The sequence below is a fragment of the Leptolyngbya sp. AN10 genome (assembly GCF_050565645.1).
Lineage (GTDB): Bacteria > Cyanobacteriota > Cyanobacteriia > Leptolyngbyales > Leptolyngbyaceae > Leptolyngbya.
This window is the reverse complement of record NZ_JBNXVP010000006.1, coordinates 242,064-268,487: the sequence shown is the minus strand read 5'-3', so window position 1 is coordinate 268,487 and position 26,424 is coordinate 242,064. Positions and strand designations below refer to the sequence as shown.

At 46.6% G+C, this 26,424-nt stretch carries 24 protein-coding genes; 10 read left to right on the top strand and 14 right to left on the bottom strand.

Features of this window, described 5'->3' with window-relative positions; translation table 11 throughout:
- Positions 1–151: 151 nt before the first annotated feature.
- The 6 genes from ACQ4M5_RS11345 to ACQ4M5_RS11320 form a co-directional block, all read right to left on the bottom strand.
- The gene (locus ACQ4M5_RS11345) at positions 152–856 is read right to left on the bottom strand and encodes an SGNH/GDSL hydrolase family protein (protein ID WP_430675721.1); all 705 of its coding nucleotides are present in this window, start codon (positions 854–856) and stop codon (positions 152–154) included.
- Positions 853–1,434: a cytochrome b gene (locus tag ACQ4M5_RS11340; RefSeq protein WP_430675720.1), complete on the bottom strand. Its 582-nt coding sequence runs from the start codon at positions 1,432–1,434 to the stop codon at positions 853–855. Before ACQ4M5_RS11340 ends, ACQ4M5_RS11345 begins: the two co-directional genes overlap by 4 nt.
- A gap of 48 nt (positions 1,435–1,482) precedes the next feature.
- Positions 1,483–2,040: a G/U mismatch-specific DNA glycosylase gene (gene mug, locus ACQ4M5_RS11335; RefSeq protein WP_430675719.1), complete on the bottom strand. Its 558-nt coding sequence runs from the start codon at positions 2,038–2,040 to the stop codon at positions 1,483–1,485.
- A 236-nt stretch (positions 2,041–2,276) separates the two neighbouring features.
- A complete protein-coding gene (locus tag ACQ4M5_RS11330) occupies positions 2,277–2,465 on the bottom strand; it encodes a hypothetical protein (protein ID WP_430675718.1) in 189 nt (62 codons plus the stop codon).
- Positions 2,466–2,514: 49 nt separating this feature from the next.
- Positions 2,515–2,895 (bottom strand): amidohydrolase family protein, encoded by a 381-nt coding sequence (locus ACQ4M5_RS11325; RefSeq protein ID WP_430675717.1) that lies wholly within the window; start codon positions 2,893–2,895, stop codon positions 2,515–2,517.
- Positions 2,864–3,091 carry a hypothetical protein gene (locus ACQ4M5_RS11320; protein WP_430675716.1) on the bottom strand — a complete coding sequence of 76 codons (228 nt, stop codon included), beginning with the start codon at positions 3,089–3,091 and terminating at the stop codon, positions 2,864–2,866. Before ACQ4M5_RS11320 ends, ACQ4M5_RS11325 begins: the two co-directional genes overlap by 32 nt.
- A gap of 262 nt (positions 3,092–3,353) precedes the next feature.
- On the opposite strand from ACQ4M5_RS11320, the gene lepB reads away from it, so the two are divergent.
- Positions 3,354–3,944 (top strand): signal peptidase I, encoded by a 591-nt coding sequence (gene lepB / locus ACQ4M5_RS11315; RefSeq protein WP_430675715.1) that lies wholly within the window; start codon positions 3,354–3,356, stop codon positions 3,942–3,944.
- Here lepB and ACQ4M5_RS11310 read toward each other — a convergent pair.
- Positions 3,941–5,173 carry a dihydroorotase gene (locus tag ACQ4M5_RS11310; protein ID WP_430675714.1) on the bottom strand — a complete coding sequence of 411 codons (1,233 nt, stop codon included), beginning with the start codon at positions 5,171–5,173 and terminating at the stop codon, positions 3,941–3,943. The two genes, lepB and ACQ4M5_RS11310, sit on opposite strands and share 4 nt — an antisense overlap.
- Before the next feature lie 92 nt (positions 5,174–5,265).
- On the bottom strand, positions 5,266–6,039 hold the full coding sequence (locus ACQ4M5_RS11305) for a DUF1350 family protein (protein WP_430675713.1): 774 nt from the start codon (positions 6,037–6,039) through the stop codon (positions 5,266–5,268).
- Positions 6,040–6,276: 237 nt separating this feature from the next.
- On the opposite strand from ACQ4M5_RS11305, the gene ACQ4M5_RS11300 reads away from it, so the two are divergent.
- Complete coding sequence (locus ACQ4M5_RS11300) at positions 6,277–7,692, top strand: sensor histidine kinase (protein ID WP_430675712.1); 1,416 nt, start codon at positions 6,277–6,279, stop codon at positions 7,690–7,692.
- 176 nt (positions 7,693–7,868) lie between these two features.
- The gene (locus tag ACQ4M5_RS11295) at positions 7,869–8,537 is read left to right on the top strand and encodes a (2Fe-2S) ferredoxin domain-containing protein (protein ID WP_430675711.1); all 669 of its coding nucleotides are present in this window, start codon (positions 7,869–7,871) and stop codon (positions 8,535–8,537) included.
- Here ACQ4M5_RS11295 and ACQ4M5_RS11290 read toward each other — a convergent pair.
- The 5 genes from ACQ4M5_RS11290 to ACQ4M5_RS11270 form a co-directional block, all read right to left on the bottom strand.
- Positions 8,534–9,679: an endo-1,4-beta-xylanase gene (locus ACQ4M5_RS11290; protein WP_430675710.1), complete on the bottom strand. Its 1,146-nt coding sequence runs from the start codon at positions 9,677–9,679 to the stop codon at positions 8,534–8,536. The genes ACQ4M5_RS11295 and ACQ4M5_RS11290 overlap by 4 nt on opposite strands.
- A 106-nt stretch (positions 9,680–9,785) precedes the next feature.
- A complete protein-coding gene (locus tag ACQ4M5_RS11285; RefSeq protein WP_430675709.1) occupies positions 9,786–10,736 on the bottom strand; it encodes a 2OG-Fe(II) oxygenase in 951 nt (316 codons plus the stop codon).
- Positions 10,737–10,814: 78 nt separating this feature from the next.
- A complete protein-coding gene (locus ACQ4M5_RS11280; protein WP_430675708.1) occupies positions 10,815–11,609 on the bottom strand; it encodes a WecB/TagA/CpsF family glycosyltransferase in 795 nt (264 codons plus the stop codon).
- Positions 11,606–12,970 (bottom strand): glycosyltransferase family 4 protein, encoded by a 1,365-nt coding sequence (locus ACQ4M5_RS11275; protein ID WP_430675707.1) that lies wholly within the window; start codon positions 12,968–12,970, stop codon positions 11,606–11,608. Before ACQ4M5_RS11275 ends, ACQ4M5_RS11280 begins: the two co-directional genes overlap by 4 nt.
- 355 nt (positions 12,971–13,325) lie before the next feature.
- A complete protein-coding gene (locus tag ACQ4M5_RS11270; protein ID WP_430675706.1) occupies positions 13,326–14,384 on the bottom strand; it encodes an NAD-dependent epimerase/dehydratase family protein in 1,059 nt (352 codons plus the stop codon).
- Positions 14,385–15,040: 656 nt separating this feature from the next.
- Between ACQ4M5_RS11270 and ACQ4M5_RS11265 the strand changes: the two genes are divergently transcribed.
- The 7 genes from ACQ4M5_RS11265 (at position 15,041) to ACQ4M5_RS11235 (ending at position 24,712) form a co-directional block, all read left to right on the top strand.
- A complete protein-coding gene (locus tag ACQ4M5_RS11265) occupies positions 15,041–16,510 on the top strand; it encodes a sugar transferase (RefSeq protein WP_430675705.1) in 1,470 nt (489 codons plus the stop codon).
- Between the two features lie 155 nt (positions 16,511–16,665).
- Entirely contained in the window at positions 16,666–17,925 is a 1,260-nt protein-coding gene (locus tag ACQ4M5_RS11260; protein WP_430675704.1) for a glycosyltransferase family 4 protein, read from the top strand.
- A 57-nt stretch (positions 17,926–17,982) separates the two neighbouring features.
- Positions 17,983–19,290, top strand: coding sequence for an O-antigen ligase family protein (locus ACQ4M5_RS11255; RefSeq protein ID WP_430675703.1), 1,308 nt, complete (start codon positions 17,983–17,985; stop codon positions 19,288–19,290).
- Positions 19,291–19,293: 3 nt separating this feature from the next.
- Positions 19,294–20,511: a glycosyltransferase gene (locus ACQ4M5_RS11250; protein ID WP_430675702.1), complete on the top strand. Its 1,218-nt coding sequence runs from the start codon at positions 19,294–19,296 to the stop codon at positions 20,509–20,511.
- 277 nt (positions 20,512–20,788) lie between these two features.
- Complete coding sequence (locus ACQ4M5_RS11245) at positions 20,789–22,591, top strand: ABC transporter ATP-binding protein (RefSeq protein ID WP_430675701.1); 1,803 nt, start codon at positions 20,789–20,791, stop codon at positions 22,589–22,591.
- A gap of 231 nt (positions 22,592–22,822) precedes the next feature.
- The gene (locus ACQ4M5_RS11240) at positions 22,823–23,896 is read left to right on the top strand and encodes a glycosyltransferase family 4 protein (protein WP_430675700.1); all 1,074 of its coding nucleotides are present in this window, start codon (positions 22,823–22,825) and stop codon (positions 23,894–23,896) included.
- Positions 23,897–24,172: 276 nt separating this feature from the next.
- Positions 24,173–24,712 (top strand): hypothetical protein, encoded by a 540-nt coding sequence (locus ACQ4M5_RS11235; RefSeq protein WP_430675699.1) that lies wholly within the window; start codon positions 24,173–24,175, stop codon positions 24,710–24,712.
- A 120-nt stretch (positions 24,713–24,832) separates the two neighbouring features.
- Here ACQ4M5_RS11235 and ACQ4M5_RS11230 read toward each other — a convergent pair whose 3' ends face one another.
- A complete protein-coding gene (locus tag ACQ4M5_RS11230; RefSeq protein ID WP_430675698.1) occupies positions 24,833–26,329 on the bottom strand; it encodes a NupC/NupG family nucleoside CNT transporter in 1,497 nt (498 codons plus the stop codon).
- Positions 26,330–26,424 lie beyond the last annotated feature (95 nt).

Here is a 26,424-nt window from a genome sequence, read left to right as displayed (position 1 = left end):
ATCTTTCGTACATGTTATGGATGCTTGGGACTGCTTTTATTCCAGTAGGATTGAGTTTTGATTCTGGGAGTTTCTTACAGTTGCTATTCCTTGGAATCGGAATCACATTATTCTTGATGGGTCACTTTATGTTTCGTAGCGCTTGGAAAAACTAGGGCGACTTCGGCAGTACTTTTTCTAACGCTTGATACCAACGAGTTGCCATTTTCTGTTCACCCGATTCGTTTGGATGTAAGCCATCGTAAGTATCCTGCTTCGCATCAAAGTCACTGAACTGATCGACTAAAATGACCGGACTTTCTTGAGTGTTCAACGATCGAGCTAACGTTGCGATTTGTCGATTGAATTGTTGCGTTAAAGCTTCACCGTTAGATGATGGAATCAATTGCGCGAGTAAGATTTTTAAGCGCGGATTTCGTTGCCGCATGATCTGAATCAGTTTTTGCAATTCAGCGATCGTACTTTCAAAACTTTGTCCGCGCAAAATATCGTTCGTCCCCAGATGAATCAGTACAACATCTGGTTTCGCGTCTTGCGTCCACCGATCGATTTGTTCCAACACTTCATCAACTTGCCAACCCCAGTGTCCTTCATGGTCTTGGTCAAAGTCAGAATTCGGCGCATTTCCGAGATAATTCGATTTCGTTGAGCCAACAAAATTGACTCCATATCCTGCGGCTTGAAGTTTGAGCCAGAGCGGACGACGGTAACTATTGTGATTGCGATCGGCTTGTGTGATCGAATCGCCCAGCGGCATGATCCGAGTTCCCTCTGGAGTGCCGTCAACGGATGCAACAGGCGTACAACCTGATATCAGTATCAAACTTGTGATGGCACTCCAGAAGGCTTGTCTCATTCTTTTAGCAGTTTAGATTTAGGTTTAAGGAAATTGTTGAATCGTCGCCAATTAGCACGAACCACTTTCCATTGTGCGATCGTATGGAGCACAATGAACGCCAAGAACGTGTAGGACAGCCAGAAATGCGCGTTTCGACCAATATCGACCATTGCGGGATTCTGCGGAAACAGATCGGGCAGAACGATTCCAAAGAATTTCACGTTGTTGGGGCGAAACGAATTCGAGAGTAGAAATCCGCTAATCGGAACCGCCCACATAAACACGTACAAACTGGTATGTAGAGCAACCGTCTTAAACCAAGCAGCGGTGAACTTTGGAAAACGTTTCGTGTATTTCTTCCACCACACTTGTAGGAGTAGGAAAATCCGCCAAGTGAGTAGCGCCATTGTGAGAACGCCGATCGATTTATGAAAGTCGTAGAGTGAACCGCGATACGAAACAGATCGATCGAGTTGTGACATAAACGTTCCGGTCACGAATAGAACCAGATACGCCCAACTCATCCACCAGTGTACAGACATCAATTGCTTGAAGGCGCTATTCAATCTAGGTTTGAGCGCATGAACGATAGTCACAATTTCCCTCTCAAATCTAAAACTTTTGTTAAGTGTAGACGCTTGAGATTAAGTTTGTGTTGCAAACGAATAGAGTTCTCGATACACGTTTGCCAGATCGTTGAGTTGATAATGCGCGTTCAAGCCACTCGGATTCGGCAATACCCAAATCGTTGTATCGAACAGCGGCTTTTCTTGCAGTCCCATTCGTGCCTTGGGTTGCTTGAAAGCAGTTCGATACGCGCTTACTCCTAATACTGCTAAGAGCTTAGGCTGATAGTGTTCAATCTTTTCCGCCAGCACTTGATGACCGATCGATAAATCTTCGTTGGTTAATTCGTCGGCTCGTGCGGTGGCGCGTTCAGCTAAGTTGGTTAATCCAAAATCTCGATCGAGCAGTGTCCGATCTTCAAACGGGGATAACAATCGTTCGGTAAATCCCGCCAGATGGATCGCTTTCCAAAATCGGTTTCCTGGACGTGCGAAATGATGTCCCACAGCGGCACTGTAAAGACTCGGATTAATGCCGCTAAATAGGATTTTAAGATTCGGAGCAATCACATCCGGCAGGGTTGTATTGTAAGCAGCGAGCACTTCCGCTCTGGTCGGCTTGTAAATCGAGGTCATTAGAAAAGAGTTCGACAGCTTCTCTATCCTAAGAGGTGTTTTAAAGGAGATTGGTCATTGCCTGAATCGCCCCTCGAATGAATTCGGGGCTATCGGAACAAAGTCTGTTGAAACAGACTGAAGAGTTTACTACAACTCGCTTTCAGTCCCCTTTAGTGGACTTCGTTCCGATAGACCGTGATTTCCAATCACGGGCGGACAGCAACGCAGCGAAACGGTTACATCTAAAGTCTCCTTTAAGCATCAAATCTCAATGCTCGTCCTCGAACCTCTTCGTTAAATTTGCCGCGATCGTACACGACTTGACCATTCACGATCGTGACCTGCGCCCATCCGGTCAAGTCCCAACCCTCGAACGGATTCCAGCCACATTTTGCGACACCTTCCTCACGCAAGACTGGATGAGAATGGTTTAAATCTACCAATACTAAGGAGATTTATCGAAAACAAATTACCCGCTGTCTTCGGCTTCGCTCAGTCAGCTAGAGATCGCGCCCTGAGCGAAGCCGAAGGGCAGTCTTTCAAGCGGTAAGCTCTTTCGTAGAAATCTCCTAAATCCGCATCGTATCCTGGTTCGACCAAGCCTTTATTCGGAATTCGATAAGCCTTTGCAACTGCGGTAGACATCCAGTTTGCGACTTGTGCCACCGTACAGCGACCTTGAACAGCTTGCGTCAACATTACCGCTAAAGAAGTCTCAACTCCCGGCATTCCAGAAGGCGTGTTCGGATAGCCTTTCGCCTTTTCTTCCAAGGTATGAGGCGCGTGGTCGGTGGCAATAAAATCGATCGCGCCCTGGTTTAAAGCTTGCCAAAGCACCTCGTTATCGTGTGGCGATCGGATCGGTGGATTCATCTGCACCAACGTTCCAAGCTTCTCGTAGTCGTTCGTATTCAATACCAAATGTTGAGGAGTCACTTCGCACGTGACCCATTCCGGTTTGTCGCGCCATCATTAATTCCGCCTCTTCTGCCGTACTCATGTGCAAAATATGAAGGCGGCGACGGTACTTTTTAGAGAGCTTTAGAGCCAGTTGAATCAAGAGCGCCATAACTCTAAGCCTGTATCACTATTCACGATCATCGATTAAGTTCAACGCGATCGTGTTCAAATACGAAATGTCTTAATTTTGTGTTTGCGATATCGTTTTCTCATGGAACCTGAGATGTAAAATCGGCATCAAAAGGAGTGCGAAATCTAGCGGATCGGATTTCTGGTCAAAGTTTTGTACTGAAAGTTCAAATTCACCTGTGTAGATTAGACTGAGAACGAAGGTGTAAATCAACCTCACAATCTGTAATCGTTAAGGTGGTATGAATCGAGTGGATAACCCGGCTCCTAACAGAAAAGCCCGTCAGAAAGACGAAAATCCCTGGCTAGAGGGACTAAAAACAATTGGGTTGAGTGCCGTTCTAGCGATCGGGATTCGGCAATTTGTCGCAGAAGCCCGCTACATTCCGTCTGGTTCGATGTTGCCGACGTTGCAGATTAACGATCGATTGATTATCGACAAAATCAGTTATCGCTTCAATAATCCTGAACGTGGCGATATTGTTGTATTCTCTCCAACTGCTGCTCTAGAGAAACAAAATTTTCACGATGCGTTTATTAAGCGTGTGATCGGTCTTCCTGGTGAGAAAGTTCAGGTCAAAGGTGGTCGAGTCTACATCAACGATCAGCCTCTTCGCGAGGATTACATCGGCAAAGATAATGCTCCTGAGTACGAATGGGGTCCCCAAGTCGTTCCTCCCAATTCCTATCTAGTACTGGGCGATAACCGCAATAACAGTTACGACAGCCACTATTGGGGATTCGTCCCGCGTGACAAAATCATTGGTAGAGCAGTGGTGCGGTTCTGGCCTCCGAATCGAGTTGGAGAAGTTGCCCCTGATCCACAGTTCTAGAAACACCAGGCTTCCAAAACTCGTCCAGAAATGGATTGATTTAGCCAAGCCGTATTCGTGGACAGCGATCGTAAATTTGCTCGATCGACTGTCCATTTTTCATTGGGGTCAAACAGAATCAAATCACCTGACTGATTGGGTGCGATCGCGTTCAAGTTCTGTCCCAAACACTGAGCCGATCGAACAGTAAGACTCTGCCACAATTCCAAAGCCGACCAGCGACCCGATTCGACTAGGTTCGACCAGAGGAGCGGCAAAGCAAGCTCAAGTCCGATCGCACCTGGAGGAGCTTCTCCAAAAGCAACCGTTTTCTCTTCATAAGTGTACGGACTATGATCCACGGCAATCGAATCAATTACACCTTCTTTCACCGCCTGGATCAGGGCTTCTCGATCGCTTGAATTCCCCAACGGCGGATCAAGTCGCAAACTCGGATCATAAGACTGCACCGAATCGGTACTCAATAACAAATGCAGCCAGGTTGTACTTGCTGTAATCGGAACGCCGCGAGATTTTGCCGATCGAATTAATTCCACGCCTCGCGCCGTTGAGATTCGCATCAGATGAACTGGAGTTCCAATCTCTTCAATACATTCAATCAGTGCTGCAAGTGGAGCAGATTCAGCCATAATCGGCACTCCAGGCAATCCAAATCGCATCGAATTTGCGCCTTCTCGAATCACGCCTTTTCCTGCTAATCCAGGATCACAAGCCCAAAGCGCGATCGTCTTTCTCATGGGCTGTATGTATTCCAAAAGTCGTCGCACTAGAGCTAAATTTGCGATCGCTTTCCCGTCCGTAAATCCAATCACGTCTCCGGCAAGTTCCGCGAATTCAGTCATTTGTTGCCCAGCAGTGTTCAGCGTCAACGCTCCCCAGCAGTTTAGTCGAGGGAACTTCGATCGAATCTGAGTCACGATCGCAGCATGATCGATCGCGGGAGTCGTATCAGGCAACAAATTTAGGCGAGTAAATCCACCTGCGATCGCGGCTTCTTGTAACGATTCCAATGTTTCGCGTTCTTCAAATCCCGGTTCGCCACTGTGACTGTAGAGATCGATCAAACCAGGAGCGAGAACGCAACCCGAACACGATCGACGGTTCGCCGACTCCGGAATTTCTGAAGGCTCGAATGCGCGAATGATGCCATCTTCTAACAGCACATCAGTGACGCGATCGATATTGGCAACCGGATCAAGAAATCGGACTTGCTGAAGCAAAACAAACATGATTTTCAGACAGTGAGGAACAAGCGATCGAGCAATTCCCGATCCCCGTTCTATATTCAAATACGTTTTGGCGCTTTACCCCACAGTTTGTTTCAAAGAGCCATCGGATTCAACCAGCCCAAAACGGTCTTCTCTAACTGCCGCAGTTCCCGATAAATCTCCTGTCTCATCCATTGCCCGATCGCATCAATGGGCGTAAACGACGATCCCGCTTGCCATTTGAAATCGGGTCCCAACGGCGTTAAGTGCGTTCCCTTTAATCGATGAGTAGTGATCATTCCGGGATGCAAATCTTCGAGCAGTTGCGCCAACGGTAAGGATTGATCGATCGAATCATCTGCGAATTTAACAATCAGATTTCGTCGGACTGAATAGCGATCGCGAATCAGTGCTTTCGTCTCATTTGGCGAAGGTGTGAATTCGACCGAGATTCCTTGTGGCTTAAGAAATTGCGAAAATTGCTCAACAAATGGAACTGCCTCATTCGCCGCATAATTATTAAACGAAATAAAGATATTTCCCGCCCGTTCAACCGAGAACAGACTTCCAATCAACAGATGCAGCTTACAGCCCATACTGTGACCCATTCCATAAATCGGAAGATACTGAACCGAAAGCTGCGATCGAATCCCTCTCAGCGCTTTATCGAAACTGATTAATACCGATTTAGCAATTTCTGTATGATCAAAGGTATTAACAAATGGCGTAGCGACGATTAGATATCCTTGATCCCCAAGGAACTCTAGCAGTCGTCGATACGTTAATTGGGGAGCGGTTGCGACAAAAGCGCCACCGAGAAAATGAATAATTGCGATCGGTCGATCGGGGACAAGCACCCAATTACCAGAAACTTCTTGCCAATCCATGAGCGAAATACAAGATCAGGGGGTACTTCTAGCCTAGCAGCGATTTTGTAGGGAGTGGGGAGTAGGGGGTAGGGTGTAAAATTTTCTTCACTCCCCACTCCCCACTCCCTACTCCCCACTCCCTACTCCCTACTCTCCCCACCTTCGGACATTGCCTCTCATACGGTACGGTTCTACGATCTCCCTTAAATCCAGAAACCCGATACGCTCTAAGTAAGTCGCAGTGATAGTCCTGTTATGTCTGAGTGGATCTTCCCAACCTTAAGTGAAATTCTGGTCGCCAGCGGTGAAATGTTGTCGCTCCCAGAAACGCAAACGCCCGTCTCCGTTGCATCTCGCCAATTGCGGAGTGAGCGAGAATGGTTTGGCGCGATCGCGGCTCTCGAAGCTCTCCTGCAAGCAACTTCCGACGGTGGCGCGGTCTTTTCTGCTCCCCTACCGATTCTCAGTCAGCCTGAAGCGCTGTCCAACGTTTCTTCCTGGCTCTTTACTCCCAATTCAATGTTTGCGGGATTCCCCTTCCAGTTACCCTCAGCGGATGGCATTGCCGCAAATTGTGAAACAGACAAAACACTTGCACTGCTTCCGGGCGATCCCCTCGCTTCTGAGCCGTTCTGCTTGGCTCTGACTCAAAAATTCAGCCTGCTAATGGTTCAAGGTGAGAATGCGTCTAGTGATCCCACGTTCCTATTCTCGTTTGATCCCGAAGTCATCGATCGAGCTTGGCAAACCCTCCGATTGCGCGTGGTCTTGATGAATCCCGCTCAACTTCCCACGCTCGATCGCTTATACAAAACGTTTCCACCTGTTGAACCCAAATACAAGCTCGTCTCGCAATTTACTCATGCGCTCTTAAGTTATCTGCCTGATCCGATCGCAGAAACCGAAAAGCGCAGAATCCGCGATCCCCATCCTCTGCAAATCCCCACTTCCGATGTGTTAGCGGGTGCGGACATCGAACTCTTGCAAGCGATCTCGCACGAAGTTCGTACACCATTAACGACAATTCGCACTTTGACGCGATTGTTGTTACGACGAAAAGATTTGCCTGCGGATGCGGTGAAACGATTGGAAGTCATCGATCGAGAATGCAGCGAACAAATCGATCGGTTCAATCTAATCTGCCATGCGGTCGAACTTGAAACCTCAGCCACTAAAATTTCGTCTCTTGCGACGACTTCGCTGGAAGAAGTTTTAGAGCAAAGCATCCCGCGCTGGCAAAAACAAGCGAATCAGCGCAATCTCACGCTTGATGTCATTCTGCCGCAGCATATCCCGTCCGTGATGAGCGATCCGACGATGTTGGATCAGGCGCTAACGAGTTTGATTGAGCGATCGGCGCGAAGTTTGCCATCAGGCGGATCAATTCAAGTCGAAGTGTCGCTTGCTGGACATCAATTGAAGTTACAGCTTCAACCTCAAGCGCAGGAAGTCGATCGTTCTCATCGAATGCCGCTCTTGAAATCCCTGGGTCAAGTCTTGATGTTTCAGCCAGAAACGGGCAGTTTGAGCCTGAACCTGAATGTTACTAAGAATATTTTTCAGGCTTTAGGCGGAAAGCTGATTGTCCGAGAACGCCCGGAACAAGGGGAAGTCTTTACGCTGTTTCTCCCCTTGGAACCGAGTAAGGCAGCCTCAGAAGTTCGAGTTTAAGACAACTTTAAGCAGTGTTAATCTCCGGCTTAGTCAAAGAGTCGGAGATTTTTTATGAACGATCTCAGCGATTTTAATGACAAGTATTTGCAAAAACGGCTAAGTTCGAGTATGTTGATCCTTAGAGGTTATTGAATATTATTGGCAATAGCCCGGTTGTCGTTTCACATCGAACCATGACTCAGGACCACCAATCTAGCGAATTTCGCTTCTCCGGTAAGTTTCTCGGTTACGTCTTCAAAGATGGCTACAAAATCAAGCGACTCCTGCTTGAGACTTCAGAAGGCGAGTTTTCCATCAAAATAACGAAACTAGCGAGGGCTTCTCTACGACAGACCTTGCTTCCTGGAGAACAAATTCAAGTCGGTGGTTGGCAAAAAACCGATCGCAAAACGAACACGCTAAAATTCAAAGCCTATTGGATTCAACCCACTTCATTCCAAGCCTCGATTGAAGCCGCGATGTCTCTGACACATACGACCGCGCCTAAACCAACCGCTTCCAAATCTCAAAAATCTGGCAAAGAAGCAATTCTGATGTGCCAAAAATCAAGCTGTATGAAACGCGGCAAAGCAGTCTGTAAAGCGATCGAAACTGCACTCAGCGATCGAGGACTCGACGAGCAGGTGCAAATCAAAGGAACAGGCTGTATGAAAGCTTGCGGCAAAGCTCCTGTCGTGTTTATGCCTGGAAAGAACCGCTACACCAAACTCAATCCGAAAGATGTCTCGACTTTGATTGACGAGCATTTCGCACCAATTGTCAAACCTGCACCCATTCCAGCACCCATTGAAGTCGTTCAACCGATCGAAGTCGAACCCGCTCCGAGGCTCGTCTCGGTCTAACCCCGCTTGGGGGCAGCATCGAATGATCGAGCGATCGCATTCCACACCAATTTCCGTCGCATATCCGTTCCGTAGGGCAAAACGCGCACAGGCAAATTATCGGGACGTGGCGCATATTTCGTGAACCACGTATAGCGATCGCTGATTCCCCAAGTTAAAACCGCAATCACCGCTCGTTCATCCAGCGCCACTGACAGGAATTCCTCATACGCCTGAGCCACCGCACGATCGCGCTCCTGAAGATCGGCGGGGAGATAGCGATCGCTAGCATCCAATTCTGTGATCATGATCTTCAGTCCCATCCCTGCTACTTCGCTCAGGAAGTCTCTGAATTTCTTCTGATTAAATCGCTTGTCTGCGGCATCTAAATGCCCCTGAATTCCCAAAGCATGAATGGGAGCATTCCGAGACTTGAGCCATTCTATCAACTTCAGAACTGCGGCTCTCGTTTTGTTATCTGTGGGACTGTCATAAGTGAGGTATCCCTCGTTGTACATCAACATAGCCTTGGGATCAGCCGCCCCTGCTGCTTTGAAGGCGATGTCAATATAGTTTTTGTCAAGTAGCTTGAACCATTGAGTCGTGAAGTGAAGTCTGTCGTCTCGATTGCTCCATTCTGCTGCGATCGCTTCGTTTACCACATCCCAAGAATGAATCCGCCCTGCATAGTGTTTTACAACCGTATCGATGTGCTTGACCAACACTTGCTCCGCGTTCTGGGCTGTGATGTCCTTTAACCACTCCGGATTCGATTGATTCCAGACGAGGGTATGTCCTCGAAACAACATTCCGTGCTGTTTTGCAAATTGCGCTAGCCAATCGCTGCTCGTGAAATCAAAGCGATCGGGTGAAGGTCGCAATGCTGCCCATTTCAATTCATTTTCAGGCACTAATATGCCACAATCTTCAGCAAAAACTTGAGCATATTCTGTGTCTTTAGTCAGTGCGCCATAGTTCCCTGCTGCACCGTAAATGATGCCCTTCGCGGCTGCACGTTGCTTTAAACTCAGATTTCCTTTAATGGGAAAATCCTCAGGCGGCTCACTAAATGCCATACCTGAGAATTGACTAGCATGAGTGCAACCCGCACCCAGAAACGCACCGAAACCAAGCTGCAATGTTTGTCTTCTTGACAGGTTCATGGTTTTTTCTCCTGATTGGTGAACCAGAATTCGATGCTCCGCTGCGACTGACCGAATAAGAGTACGATCGACCAATCCCAAAGTAAGATTCGTCGATCGTACTCACTTACACTCGGTTATAGTCTTTCCAATACTGGATCAACTTCGGATTTGCCTTTTGGAACAAGTTCCAGCGATCGGATTTTAAGAGTTTGTTGTACTTTCTGGGTGAAGTTACTTTGAAAACCGCAGCCAGCGATCGTAACCAAAATGATCTCAATCCAGTCTTTTGTAGAAACCGAGCAATCATCTCATTGCGGTTAATGGTTGTATCAATTAACAGCACCGGAAACCGAGTCGTCGCAACATATCGCCAAAACTTCAGCCGCTCTCCTGGTGAGGCAAAGAACTCAGTATTGTAAATGTGGGTGTGACGCTCAGAAGGAGCAGGTTTCTCAGTGTAGTAGTAGAAATTGACTGCCTTGCGGATCATTCCGTCTGGCATCGTCACGTCTGCCACACTGTGGTAAGCATATCGAGTGTTCTCAAATACCACACAGCGATTGAACAAAGGGGGAAGATCAATGCTGTTTTGAATCTTCTGATCCCACAGGCTGATCTCCCCACCATAGCCTGGTTTCCAGCCCACGTTAAAGTAGACTAACAAAGTTAAACGGCGGTAGAAATGCGTCGTCAGGTGACGATTGCGATCGCGGTGAATCTTGTGGACTCCACCTTTTTTCGCTGCCAACAACCCTGCACCTTGATACTCTGGATCACAGTACAACGGTTGCTCGACACCAAACACCTCACGTAACTGCTCTCTAAACTCCGCAGATTCCAGATACTTGAACAGACGCTTCAGACCGGGACGGCTTGAAATCACTGCATCGTGAGGATTCGAGTGCCAACCATCGAGTAGCTGATAGTCTGGCGAGTGACGAGGCATCTCATCTAATTTAGGAAACTCATGTTCAACCTGCTCCGCTAGATCCTCATCGAGAAAGTTATCGATAACGATGTAGGGATAGGGGTCACGAATGACCTTAACAGTACTCAGAGTTTGCGTTTGCGGCATAAGAACCTCATCGAAGAACACGAAATCGGTGAATGAAATGAATGGGTAGATTGAGGGGGCTGAATGTTCAGAACAAGGCTAAATCTTGCTTAAACCCAATCGTTTTTTGCAAGACTCGATCAAAACACGCGACAAGAACAAAGGATTGCCCAGGATGTATCGCTGCCACAGCCGACCGGGTTTTGTTAACAACCGAGTTAACCATTCAAATCCCAAATCAGTGAGCCAGCGAGGACCGCGATAAACGGCTCCAGTGTAGAAATCTAGACAGGCTCCCAAGGGCAAAAAGACTCTTGTATCGACTCGATCGAAGTTATCGACAATCCAACGTTCTTGGAGTGGCATTCCAAACCCAACATATAAAACGTCCGGCTTGAACTGGTTAATTTGATCAATCACCGCATCGTTTTCTGCGCCTGTTTTTGCAAAGTAACCATGATGACCCTGAATTTTTAGATTCGGCGCGATCGCGCTTAACTTGTCGATCGCTCGATCTGTCACTCCAGGTCTTCCCGCCAACAAGAACAATGAAACGCCTTCTTGTTCACAAGCTTTTGCTAAAGACTCAATGTAGTCTGGACAAGTCATCCGATGACAAGAGCATACATCATAACCATTGAGTTTTGCACCTAGTAGCACTCCAAATCCATCACAAAACACATAGTTCGACTGATTGATAAAGCGCCGATACCAAGGCTTAGAGCAAGCAAAGTTCATCGCCCGAACATTCACATTCGCAACAATTGTTTTTTGATTGATCTGAGCCGATTCAACAATACAACTAATCAGATCTCTAACGGTCAGTTTGTGAAACCGAGTCTTTAAGAGAACAATCTCTTCAAATCGTTTTTCGGCAGAAGTGACAGTATTCATAGTCTCCGAGAATTACTGAGTTGCGGAGAATTGATCGGTTGGGCAGTAAGAGATCGAGAACCGCGAGTAGAAGGAGGCGTATACAACGCTTGGAAGATTTGACTAGCAAATTGCTGGGCGGTGTTGTGATCAGCAAATTGCTTTTGCTTCACGGGATTGCAGAGTTCGCCTGGAACTTCGAGCAGGAACCGCATCATGGCTTGCGCGATTTGTTCTGGTGAAGCGGCATCGATCGTCAGTCCTAACTGATAGCGTCGAGTTAGCTCTCCGATTACACCAAAGTCTGAAGCAAGCACAGGCTTTTGAGCGGCGGCTGCACGAACTAAAATTGCACTCATTCCGATGTGACGCTGGTAAGGCACGAGCACCACATCGGAAATTTGGAAGTAAGGATGAATGGCTTCATCCGGAACAAAGCCAAACTGAGTCACAATCTGAACTGGGTGCGATCGCGTTATTTGATCAATTCGCGCTTCAAGCTGTTCGCGAGCTTCTCCGGTAATCGTTCCAGCCAGTACTACCGTCATCCGACGACACAAGGCAGGCGGCAACTGTTCGATCGCTTCTAAAGTTTCTTTCAGTCCTTTGCGATCGTTTTCTAATGCCCCAAACATCAGAAAAACGCTCCGACCTGGCTCAATTCCTAACTGGGTTCTGAGTGCTTCAGCTTCCGCATCCGTGTGATTGTATCGCTGCACGGGATCAGCCAAATGGACAGCTTTTGAAGTGTTATACACCTGATTGATGTAGTCTACCGCGAACTGGTCGAGGCAGAAGACCGTTTGCAGTTTGGGTAACGGTAAAAATCGCGCTAAACAAACGCGATCGCGCCATTGCCAAAAGCTCTCTTTTCCCTCCAAACAATAGTTTGGGAAGACCGCATAGTGCAAAATCGGGCGGAAGTAGATCACACTCATCGCACAAGGAAGCTTCACTCCTAACGCCATCCGAAGCAAAACGCGATCGAGGTACATCAGAAAAACATGTGTGGTTTCGAGCGAAATTGCATACTTGCGAATGATCTTCCACTCCTGGAATGCGCGAATAATGCGTCCTTTGAACGAACTTCCAAGCTCGTCGCTGCTGACTAGCTTGGTTTGTTCTGCTTTCGAGATCGAGACAAATCGAATATTGGTACGCTGATCTGCGAGAGCAACAATCTGTGGGTGTCGCTGAATGAAGACTTGAGACACCAATACATCTAAATGTCCTGGTAAATCATTCTCACACCAATATTTCACCAAATGCTGAATGTACCCTGGATGGTGTCCACGAGCATCCAGATCGAAAATCATAAATCGATCCTGCTGTCCAGCTTGGTGTGGATTTTTCTCGGATCGCATAGCATACCGTTCTGACATAACTTAAAGTGCCTCAACCTTGGCAGCGGTGTTTGATCAATTCAAAGCTAGGAGCAATCATCATGCGATCGACAATTGCGATCGACATAGACCTACTTCATACCAGGGGCAATGCTGTCTGTGCGGTATGAGGTAGAACCTTACTGGATCAATTTCAATAGATGATTGCAACCTGATGAATGAGCAAAACGGATGCAGCTCTCACCTTCTGTCTTTAACTTCTGTCTTTAACTTCTGTCTTTAACTTCTGTCTTTGACTTCTGTTGATGAGCAGACAAGCCGTTTTATCTGAGATATCTGTGTGCTGTCTAATGCAATCTAGATAGATGCAATGGCGTTTAACTGTTATTGAAAACTAAACTGCAACCGCTAATCGATTGAGTTCGGCTGCGACCATTTCTTCAAAGATGTCCGACAAGCTGCGTGTGATCGACCACTCAGGAAAATCCGTTTTCAGCTTGCGTAAATCAGAGATATAGCAAATGTGATCGCCAATTCGGTTTTGATCGACGTACACCCAGTTCACTTTCCGACCGCTAATCGATTCGATCCAGTCGAAGGCTTCCATCATCGAAACGCTGTTGTCGCGTCCTCCGCCTAGATTGTATACTTCACCCGGTTTTGGATTCCGCCGGAAAGCTTCAAAGGCTTGGATTACGTCATAACTATGAATGTTGTCGCGGACTTGCTTCCCTTTATAGCCAAAAACTTTGTAGGTGCTCCCGGTCAGTGCAACTTTTACTAGGTATGATAAAAATCCATGAAGTTCGACACCAGAGTGTGAAGGTCCGGTTAAGCAGCCTCCCCGGAACACGCCTACTTTCATGCCGAAGTAGCGACCATATTCCTGAGCAACCACATCAGCAGCCGTTTTCGACGCACCAAACAGAGAGTGCAAAGTTCGATCGATTCTGCAAGCCTCAGCGACTCCATGAAAATCTTCGGGATTCGCGTAGTCGTACCGTTTCTCCAGTTCGATCCGTGGAATCTCGTTGGGCGAATCCCCATAGACCTTGTTCGTACTCATGTGAATGAACACGGCTTCTGGGCAGAACTGGCGCGTCGCTTCGAGTAGATTCACGGTTCCCAAAGCGTTCACTTCAAAGTCTAATAACGGAATCTGACACGCTTTATCGTGAGAAGGCTGCGCTGCACAGTGAATAATCAGATCAAAAGTGTGCGCCTGAAATAGCTCAAACACCCCTTCACGATCGCGAATATCAACGCTGTAGTGCTCGAACTGAGAGGTCTTATCTTGTAAGCGCTTCAGGTTCCAAAGGGTGTCACCTTGCGCCCCGAAGAACGTTGCTCTCATGTTGTTGTCTACTCCAATCACCTGATGCCCAGTGCGATCGTAATATTCAACCGCTTCCGAACCGATCAAGCCACTAGAGCCAGTAATCAATACTTTCATGTGGTCTCGTCTTGCTGTGACACTAAATGCTCAGGAGTCTAAATAGTTTCCCTGATGTAACGCAATCGTTTCATTAGAATTTCATGCTCACTTCAAGACAGGTAAAATTACATAATCAGTATTATCACTGGTATGGTTCGCAATTTTCTTACCTGTTCCTAATGATTCAGATCAGCACCAAACTTTGCAATAATGGATAGAAAATTAGGATACATCAGCCTTTAGACTCTATTTTCTTGTGTGATTGTGAACAGATGCCTAACCGCATATCCGTCTACAGAGGCACTGGTTTTTTGCGTAATTACACTGTGACATTTATTTTTCCTATGGGTTTCTGCGTGCAAAGTCACGTAAAGCATTGATGAAGCCTACTTTGCGCCTTTTTGGTTCTACGTATTAAGATTCAGCGTAACTAAGATGTCCATGAAGGTGAATACATTCCCCCTATGCATTCGCTTGGATATCGCTGTGAGTGAGCAGATTTGCGAGTGTCAAGACTCTATGAATATAGGGATTGACAAAGGTGCCTTAGTTTTGCCCGTTCTTGCAAAAAGCCAATTATTTTTGCTCGATCGCAGTCTCACAGTTGAATTTTTTGCACATTCCGATTTGTGCAGCATCTACCTTGGTTCCATCCTCCGTGCGTTCCAAACATTATGGCTTTTCAAGTTTCTCCTCCCCCGGAATCCCTTAATCCCGACGTAATCGCTTCAGAGAAGCGACCAGCGAGAGATCTCCGTGCTCCAGTTTCGTTTCAAGTGCGTCAAGGTAGTTTTATCGGCTGGCTCCGGATTTTCATGTTACTGGTGCTGGATCTGTCAATGATGTATGCCGCATGGCGAATCGCACAGGTGAGTGGAACGGATCTCAGTGTGTCGCTGCATATTGAGGATCGAGTTATCTCCTATTCCCCGACTGCTTTTTTGACGATCGGGGTTTTCGGTGTGGTAGGGCTATACCGAGAAGGCGAAGGCTGGCGAGATGCGACCAAGGTAATGACCACGCTGCTATTGGTACACAGCGCGATCGCATTCACGACCTTGCTTCCTAACCCATCGCAAGCGGGTGTGCTTGTCCCGTTTGCTTTGTTTGCGGTCTTGAGCGTGGCGCTGACCATCACTAGCCGATTTTTGATGCACTGGGCGATTCAGAGTGTGCGTCATGTTGGAGTAGTTCGTCATCCGATCTTTATCTTCTGTCAGCCGGATCAAGCCAAGCGAGTTATGCCAATTCTGGGACGGAAGCATCACTACACGGTCAGCGGATGGAACGATCCACAGCAGTTGAATGATGAGTACCGAGCATCAACCATTCGGCGACTCAGGCAATTGGGAGTCTGTGAGGTCTTTCTCTGTTCTCAACTTCCTGCTAGAGAATTGATGCTGATTTACTGGGATTTGCGAAATGCTGGAATCACCCTTCATATCTGCGTTCTCGTTGTTAATCCGGTTCTAGAGTCGCAGCTTTGGCAGATGCCAGAACTCTATACAGCGACCTTTGCACCGCCCACGATCGCAGGAATCGAATTCCAAATCAAGCGATTCTTTGACTTTATTGCTTCTGTAGTATTCCTATCGCTGACCTTCCCGATTTACCTCATCATTGCAATTCTGATTCGGCTCGATTCTCCGGGGCCGATCTTTTTCCGTCAAACTCGCATCGGCTTGCAGAATCGACCCTTCAAAGTTTGGAAATTCCGAACAATGGTGGTGAATGCGGCTGAACTTCAGAAAGAACTCGAAAGCAAGAACGAGAATCGGGATGGGGTGCTGTTCAAGATGAAAGACGATCCGCGTGTGACTCGCGTAGGTAAGTTCTTACGTCGCTATAGCTTAGATGAACTCCCACAAATCTTTAATGTGCTGTTTGGTGAAATGAGCTTTGTTGGACCGAGACCGCTTCCTTTACGCGATGTCGAGAAGTTTTCAGAGCATGACTACATTCGCCATGCGGTGCTTCCTGGAATTACTGGAATGTGGCAAGTTTCGGGTCGATCGGACATTGATAATTTCGAGGATGTGCTGCGCCTCGACATGGTTTACATCAAAGACTGGTCGCTCTGGTTAGATTTGAGAATCATCTTGCAAACAATTCGAGTAGTTCTACAAAAAACTGGTGCGTACTAAATAAAGTTCTCAGATGACAGATTGGCTTAGGTGGTACTCATGATAGAGCGGGATCAGGTTGCAACCAATATTTCACGGGTGATAGAACGGTCGATCGCAGTTCACCCAAAGACGGCGATCGCGCTCAAACTCATTGCTAATTGCAGGAGGGAGCCGTGAACGTTTTACTTGCAAGTAGTCATGATATTGATGGTGGTGCAGCACGAGCAGCTTATCGCCTGCACCAGGGATTGCAACAGATTGGAGTTTCTTCTCAAATGCTCGTACAATCGAAAACGAGTGGAGATTCCTCTGTGATTGCGCCTAAAACCCAGATTGCACAAGGAATTGCGAAAGCGAGACTTACCTTTGATGCACTGCCACTGAAACGCTACAAGCATCGGCAAAAGACGACGTTTTCTGTTCAATGGTTGCCTGATAAAGTTGCTGCTCAAATCAATCAATTGAATCCTGATGTCGTCAACTTACACTGGGTGAATGATGCGTTTGTGCAGATTGAATCGATCGCGAAATTAGACCGTCCGATCGTGTGGTCGCTGCATGATATGTGGGCATTTACGGGCGGCTGTCACTATACAGATGAATGCGATCGCTATACAAAATCCTGTGGTCATTGTCCCCAACTTCAAAGTCAGAAAGCGCAAGATCTTTCTCGATCGATTTGGCAACGAAAAGCAAAATCTTGGAGGTCTGCCGATTTAACGATCGTGGCACTCAGTCAATGGTTAGCGGACTGTGCGCGATCGAGTGCTTTGTTTCAAGATTTGCGAGTTGAAGTGATTCCAAATGGGATTGATACAACTCGCTATCGCCCCATTCATAAAGTCTTTGCCCGTGAAGTTCTCGGCTTACCTCAAGACAAACATCTAGCACTGTTTGGAGCAACCGCAGGAACGACCGATCCCCGAAAAGGGTTTCACCTCTTGCAACCTGCTTTACAAAGTTTGGCGCAATCTGGTTGGGGCGATTCTCTAGAGTTAGTCGTCTTCGGATCAGATCGACCTGAGAACCCACCAGAATTCGGCATGAACGTGCATTATCTTGGAACCTTCCGAGATGATCTGTCGTTATCGCTCCTGTACTCCGCAGCCGATGTTTTCATCCTGCCTTCAACTCAAGAGAACTTGGCAAATACCATCATGGAAGCGATGGCTTGTGGAACTCCCTGTGTGGCATTTGAGATCGGTGGAATGCCCGATTTAATTGAGCATCAGAAAAGTGGTTATCTAGCAAAAGCTTATTGGATTGATGACTTGGCGAAGGGCATTGTCTGGTCGATCGAAGATCCCGATCGACATCAGCAACTGAGTTCGCGCAGTCGAGCAAAAGTGGAGCAAGAATTTACTCAAGACAGACAAGCACATCGCTATCGATCGCTGTTTGAAGACCTGCATTCTCAGCGAAAACAACGATAACGACTGGATGGAGATGCCCCTTAACTAAGATTGACCAGAAGCAGAGGAGACAGAGCCTTGAAACTCAGAGATTTACAACTTTTAGCCCAAAAGATCGAGCCGTGGTTGGTCGGAATTTACCTCATCTATTTTCTAGGTATCGCGGTTCCTCCGAGAGCAGTGGGAATAGCGAACGCGGCAAGTTACGGTATTCTGTTCATTCTGCTTGTCATCTCCGGCTGTTGGCGACAGTTACTCTTCGGAATGACCAGAGATATTCCGCTTTTAGCACTGCACTTGATGTCTGTTGTTTCAATCCTCTGGTCTGTTGCTCCTGAATTCACGGCAGACGAACCAAAAGCTTTTCTAAGAGCAGGTTTATTTGGAGTCTATCTAGCAGTTCGCTTTGGGCTAACCGGACAGATGATGCTGCTGGCTCGAATTATGGGGATCGCAGTCTTTCTGAGTTTACTCGCTGGCATTGTAGCTCCATCCTACGGAATCGAGACGATGGGTGAATCTGCTGGATTTTGGAAAGGAATTTTTCAATTCAAGAATTTGTTCGCATCTAACATGGCGTTTGCAGTCCTAACCCTACTGCTATTCGGATTGAGTCGTCCGAAATGGCGGGGACTGGTTTGGGGACTGGGCGCGATCGCATTTGCACTCTTGTTACTGAGCCGAGGGAAAACTGGGCTGGCTTCGCTCTTAATCACGCTCTATCTCTTACCGTTCCTTGGCGTTGTCAAGCAGTACTACAAAACTCGTGTGGTGAGTGTTGCGCTGATCTTGATTACGAGTTTAATCGGTGGGCTGCTTGTGTTCTTGAATCTGCGATTTATTGTGGTTGAGGTGTTAGGCAAGAGTTTGGAATTTAACGGACGGCTTCCACTTTGGAGCATGATGCTCGATAAAGGGCTGGATCATTTCTGGCTAGGTCATGGTTATGCGGCATTCTGGACTTCGGGTGCGTCTTTTCAAATTTTGACTCAGACTTGGGCGTATGAGACGTACCGATTAGGGATTCGCTTTAATGCTCACAATGGTTATATTGATTTGTTCTTGCAGTTGGGAATTGTTGGGCTGAGTCTCTACCTGATTAGCTTAGGAACATTGTTCTTCCGAGCGATTTACCTACTAATGCGGCAGAAGTCGATCGAGGTTTTTTGGGTGCTGCTGACGCTCGTCCTGAGTTCACTCCTCAGCTTTGCCGATAGTTTGAGTGTTGGGACTGGAGGGGCGATGTGGAGTTTGTATGTAGCTTTCTCAACCTCGATCGCGATTCAGTATCGTCGTCTGAAAATTGACGATCGTATCAGTGAAACCAATCCTCCTGAACCTTCTTTAGCACCGAACTTATCGGCTGCGAATCTGAGAAGCTCATAATTTATGTTTAAGCGCATTGGTACAATGAAAGTCTTAGTTCTAACGACGGTCTTACCTGCTCGGAAGCTTCACGGGAGCGAAGTCGCATCGCAAAACATTATCGAAGCGCTTCAGCAAAATGGCTGTGAGGTGACTGTTCTTGGCTATGGGCGAAAAGAAGATGGTGAACTCCACGTCGCCCCGCATGAAGTGTTAGTGAGTGAACGATCAGTCGAAACGAAACAAGCCAAACTCAAGGCGATGGGCTGGTTTGCACTAAGTCTGCTCAAGCAGCTTCCTTACTCTTCTGCGAAGTATATTTCAAGTGACTATATCAAGCGAGTACAGTCCTTGCTCAACACACAGTCCTATGATGCGATCGTGATTGATCATGCTCAAATGGGTTGGTTGCTCGCTGTAATCCGGCATCCGAAAATGGCGCTGATTGCTCACAATTTAGAGCATGAAATGTATCAGCAACACTTTGAACGATCGCAGAATCGTCTTGCAAAATGGATTTACGGTCGCGAAGCTGGTTTAGTCAAACAGCTTGAAGCGAAAGTTGCTTCATCGGCTCAAGAAGTTTGGACTTTGACGCATCATGATGCCAGCTATTTTGCTCAATTTTCTCAAGCAAGAGCACTAAGCTTACCGTCCAGCTTTGCCAATCTTCAAACCGAGCCGATCGAGAAAGCGTTCGATATTGGCATCATTGGAAGCTGGTCATGGAAACCGAATGAAGAAGGACTGCGTTGGTTCCTAGAGACGGTTTATCCCTTGTTGCCCGATTCTTTAACGATTCATGTGGCGGGACGTGGAGCCGATTGGGTGAGTGAAGACTATCCACAAATTCACTATCGCGGATTTGTGGAAGACTCGAAAGCATTTATGATGCAAGCGCGAGTGATGGCGATTCCAACTTTGAGCGGCGGCGGCATTCAGATTAAAACCTTGGACGCGATCGCTTCTGGATCTCAGATTGTGGGAACAGCAACCGCGTTTAGAGGAATTGCAAATCCACCTCGAACTGTCTCGATCGCGGATCAACCTCAGAAATTTGCTCAATCCTTGATTGCTGCGGTCGGGTTAGAGCAATCGATCGAAGATCTAGACGAAGCTCAGCAATGGTATCGCGATCGACAAGCTCAATTTTTAAGCGAAATGGGAGAAGCGATCGACCATCTGAAACCATCCATTTCATCCATCAAGACGCTTCCATCACCGTCTAAATTCAGGACGTAAATGATTAGTAGGTTGGCATTGGGTCTAGACCATAACCAGCAAAAAGACCATTTTTGACAAAGATAGCAGTGTTGAACCGTGAATTTACAGGAATGAAATCGACAGTAATTCACTCGAAACTTCATACATGGCTTCTTAATAAGAAATTGGCACCAGATCCCCTCGCTTTTAGTGAAGAAAACATAAAGTCATGAATGCTGACTTGCCTCACTTACTTGAAATCACGTATATCTCTTACTAACGCTCCACATTGGATTTTCACTGAGATTTCCTGAACATGATTAACTATCTCAACAAGTTTCTGTACATTGTGGGAGATGCCAAGAAGCATTTACTTCCACTGATCGGTGTTTTTGTTTTAGCATCCCTGCTAGAAACTTTTGGGATTGGTTTAATTGGTCCTTTCCTGTGGTTGTCCTCTAACCCAGATGCCGTCAAAACCATTCCTGTGGTGGACAAAGCCTATGAAATTTCAGGGTTTCCATCAACTCAACAGTTCATTCCTATTCTTGGAATTGCACTCGTCATCACATTCATTACTAAGTCTCTACTCTATTTTTTCGCACGGCATCACATTTCCAAATTTGGACTAGAGCAACAGGCGAGAGTGATATTAAGGCTTCTGAATGCTTACTTATCTGCCCCCTATACTTTCCATCTCAGTCGGGACAGTGCTGGTCTAATCAATACTCTAATTCAAGAAACGCAGAATTTTTGTCATCGATGCACGCTCCCTCTGCTAGAGTCGCTCTCAAACCTTATCACTGCTGCTTTCTTGGTGTTACTGCTTGCAAAGACAAGCTCGTTTTTGTTTGTCATGATTCTAGTAATTGTCTTGCCTACATTCCTGCTGTTTTACCTTTTCAAGAAGAAGGCTAAGCGATGGGGTAGGGAGGTCACTGAGTCAACTCATGGCATGATTCGGGTGATTAACCATAGTTTAGGAGGCGTGAAAGAGACCTACGCAATCGGCTGTAAGTCTTATTTCATGGAGCAGATGCGCGAACAAGCATACAGAAATGCAAGTTCCGTTACTAAAACCTTTAGTATGCAAGTTTTACCTAAGATCTCCATTGAGACTCTCATGGTTTCATTTGTTGTGCTTCTGGTCGCTGTCTATCCAATCCTATCTGGTCAGAAGGTTGAAACAATTTTGCCGCTTTTGAGTATTTTTGCTGTCGCATCCATGCGTTTAATTCCGGCAGTGAGTCAGTCACTCACAGCGTTTGCGCTGATTCAAACATCGGGTTATACACTCGACATCATCTATGGCGACTTGAAGAGCTTAGAGTCTCCAAACAATACTTACTTTAGTAAAGACGAAAGGTTGAATTTAGATCGTCAGAGCAGTGACCAATCGGGGTACAAGCCGTCAATGACTTTTACTGAGAGTGTTGAACTCAAGCAGGTCACTTACTCCTATCCGAACACCACAAAGGCATCGATCAAAGATATCTCTTTCAGGATTGGTAAAGGGGAGTCAATTGGCTTAATTGGGAAATCTGGGGCTGGTAAAACAACCTTGGTGGACGTGATTTTAGGTCTATTAGAACCAACAAGTGGAGATTTGTTGTTAGATGGAGTTTCAATTTACGAAAACTTTCAATCCTGGAGAAATTTGATTGGGTATATCCCGCAATCTATTTTCTTGATGGATGACACAGTTGAAAAAAACATTGCTTTTGGTGTTCCTGATCACCTAATTGACAAGCAAAAAGTTGACAAGGTAATTAAAATGGCTCAACTGACTGATCTAGTTGACCATTTACCCGATGGACTAAGAACATTTGTTGGCGAGAGAGGAGTGCGCTTGTCAGGGGGTCAGCGTCAACGAATTGGTATTGCCAGAGCGCTATATCATGATAGTGAAATTCTGATTCTTGATGAGGCGACTGCTGCATTAGATAATGAAACTGAGAAGTTAGTCTCTGAATCAATCCAACACCTGTCTGGCATCAAGACGCTGATTATTATTGCTCATCGCCTCTCGACAGTTGAACATTGCGACCAAATTTATGTGCTAGAAGGAGGCAAACTTGCAAGGTCTGGTAGTTATCATGAGATCGTTTTGAATCGGTAGAATGGTGTGAATCTACTTTGATACGAAGTCCTGAGTTGACTACTTCAAAGTTTCCTGCAAAGTTGCGATCGCAAAACTCTATTCGGATCTGTTTTAAGCGACTCGAAGAACGGTTGGAGGTCATGAAGAGAGCTTTTTCTCCGACCTATATCACATTGAAAATTTCTCGTTTAGTGAGTTCCTTTCCGTCTTCCTCCGAATGTTCAAAATCAGAATTCATCTTGCCTGTTCATGAAGAATCCAAACGTTATTTTTCTATCAGATCTAGGTAACAATCCCTACCGCAATTTGTTAATTGATAATCTGAAATGTGAGGGATTTAGAGTCGTGGATTATTTCCCGACCTCTATTTTCCTACCCAAAATCTGGGGCAAAGTTAAGCCTGAAATTTTACATTTGCATCACATCCACTTCTTTTTCCTTAGCTCCAGCCCATTCAAACGTTGGATTAAATTCTTCATCTTTATAATTCAAATTCTGATCTTGAAATTAGTCAACGTAAAAGTTGTTTGGACTGTTCATGAGTGGTCAGATAAATATCAAGGTGAGTGGGGTGAAATTTATCCTTTCTGGAGCGTAAGCTTTGGTCGATTGTTTGATGGTATTATCGCCCATTGCCAAACCACAAAGAATGCTGTTATTAGAGACCTGAAAATCAAGAACCAGCGCAAAGTCTTTGTTGTACCGCATGGAAATTATATTGATGCTTATAAGAATGACTGCGACCAGGTTCGTGCACGCCAGTTACTAGCTGTTCCACAAGAGCCTGTGGTTTTCCTACTATTTGGCAATATCTATCGCTCAAAGGGGACATTGGAAGCGATCGAAGCTTTCAAGCAACTTCCTAAGAGTGCTGCATTCCTTCTCATTGCAGGCTTGCCCGTTGAAGATGATATTGAAGAAATGATTCGCCATCAAATTAAGGGCTATGACAATGTTCTGTTCACTCCTAAACCTATTGATGATGATGATGTCCAAATCTACATGAATGCTTGTGATTGTTTTATGGTTCCCTACAAGGTTTTTACAACCTCCGGAGTGACCTTGCTTGGTATGTCTTTTGGTAAAGCTTGTATCGCCCCAAGAATGGGCTACTTTAGCGATGTCTTAGATGAATCTGGTGCGTTTCTTTATGACCCAGAAGATCAAGACGGACTACTTCACGCGATGAAGTTTGCGGTAGAACGACAGGCATCGCTGGCTAGGATGGGTAAATCTAATTTGGAAAAAGCTCAACAATGGAGCTGGGAATACGTTGGGGCAGAGACAGCTAGGGTATACCGCTGGTGTTTTGGAAAAATCTAGGCTACAAGACAGCAGAACGGAAGCGACTCGCATTGAATTGAGGCTGAGCTTGTCACCTTCTGGTCATAATTGGATGCAACACTAAATCCCGGATTTGTTGCGCGAGATAAACATTTTCTGTGATTCAGATGATTTATCTCACGCTGATGAAGGGTTGTGAGGAGGTTGATTCTACTTCAACGTCCTGTTACGTCCTATTGTGCGAGGATTTAGTTCTACATGCGAATAAACAACACATTCGCGAGATTTCGCTTCCCCATTTTGCTCAGTTGCATCTTGCTATCCCTTAATCTATCAGCCTGCCAAGAAGTGGTCTCCAGCCTATCGGAGGATTCTCAGCGAAAACGATCGAGCCAAGAGCAACCCGATTCCGACGATTCGATTACAGTGCTGCGGTGGGCAATTATTGGTCAAGAAAGTGGCAGAAATTTTCGGGCGATCAATCCCCATTCCGGTGCGCTAGGGTACGCCCAAGTCATGCCCAACAATTTACCGAAATGGTCACGAGAAGCTTTAGGATATGTGCTTTCAAGAGACCAGTTTCTCAGTCGCCCGGATTTGCAAATTGCAATTATCGATCACAAACTGAACCAATATTGGCAACGATCGATTATCGCAGCAGCGGGAGATGAAGCGATCGCAGTTCGACGAGTTGCAGCTTGGTGGTATAGTGGCAATCCGAATTTATATCGATCGACCCACACTCAGTTCTACAATGGCTACCGTTATCCCAGCATCGCGGAGTATTGTTGGCGCGTGTTGCAGAAGTATCAAGGATTAGTGAGTCAAACTGCCACAAAAGGATTGGGAACTTAGGAGATTTATCGAAAACAAATTACCCGCTGTCTTCGGCTTCGCTCAGTCAGCTAGAGATCGCGCCCTGAGCGAAGCCGAAGGGCAGTCTTTCAAGCGGTAAGCTCTTTCGTAGAAATCTCCTTAGTTCGGTTTCGGGCTGGGTTTTGGAGATTTGACTGCTTTAGGTGCAGCTTTGGGAGAAGGCGGCGCAGACGGAACCGGAACAATACTCGGCTTCGGACTGGGAGTAACAACCGCTGGAGCCGCTTTCTCTCCCAAAATTCCGGGAGTGCCTGTATCAAACACTCCTGCCACACAAGCGATCATCATCGTTGCTAACGTACCAACAAACAGCGCTTTCCAGCCTAGCTCAGAGATATCCTTGCGACGGGAAGGAATCAGCGCGATCGTGCCTCCCACAAAAATTCCGACCGAGGCTAAATGAGCAAATCCAGAGAGTGCGTAACTAACAATGAGAACGGCTCGATCGCTGATCGGATTCTCTGGTCTTGCTGCGGCTGCGGCTAAAGCTTGATACGGAGGAATGGCAGTTTCTAACAATCGTCGCCCGATGATGACTGAAGATTCCCAAAGCTCATTCCATTCCAGTGAAACACCTGTGAGGAAGGTAAACGGCAGAAATAAAGCTCCGGCAATATTCGCTAAGGTCACAACTTTGAAGAAGTCCCCGATCGGAGCAGGCAGAGTTGCAAGTCCGCCAAAGATTTGATTAATCAAAGAAACTAAACCGAGAATCAGGATCAGAACAGCCGCGATCGACACTGCCATTTTCACCCCGTCCAGCGCTCCCATGATTGCAGCATCTAATGGACTAACGCGCTCTTCTTCAATCTGAATCACTTCTTCGAGCATTTCGCCATCTTCTGCCAGCCATTTCTTTTCATCTTTAGGAATACCGCCCATCGTCAAAGGCTTCTCGGTTTCTGGCACAAGAATCTTAGACAGAACGAAACAGGCAGGAATTGCAATGATCGAAGCCGAAACCAAGTGCCCAAGAATGTTTGGAAAGACCGGACGTAAGAAACTGACATAAATTGCCAACGTTGAAGAGGCAGCGGTTCCGAAGCAACAAGACAGAATCGCGCACAATTCGCTGCGAGTCATCTTGGGAAGATAGGGTTTAACGACGATCGCAGCTTCAATCCCGACAAAAATATTCGCGGCTCCACTTAAGGCTTCGGCTCCACTCAATCGCATCGTCCAGTAGAACACTTTCGCGAATAGATTTGTTACGACCTGAATCACACCCAAATTTTGCAGCAACGCCATCAACCCAGAGAAAAATATCACCGTTGGCAGTGCTCGAAACGCGAAGATATAGCCCAAATTTACGTCTGGAGTTTGTCCAGCAGCAGGCACAATATTTCGCCCAAACACAAATCGCGCTCCCGCATCTGCCGCTGTAAAAACGCTATCCAAAAGGTTACTGAAAACCTGAAGGGCATCACGAGTTCCAGGAACGGCAAATACCATTGCACCGAGCGCTAATTGCAGCAAGATTCCAGCGGCAACAACGCGCCAGGGAAAGACTTTCGCGTGACGATCTTCCGAGAATAACCAGGCGATCGCACATAAGCCGAAGATTCCAGCGAGGGAGACGAGATTAAGTAAGCTCATGGGTAGAGGCGAACAAATGATACAGGATTGAGAGTGCCCCTAGAAAGATACCTAAGATTTTTCATTTCGGCACAACAATCTCGTTGCTCTCTAGC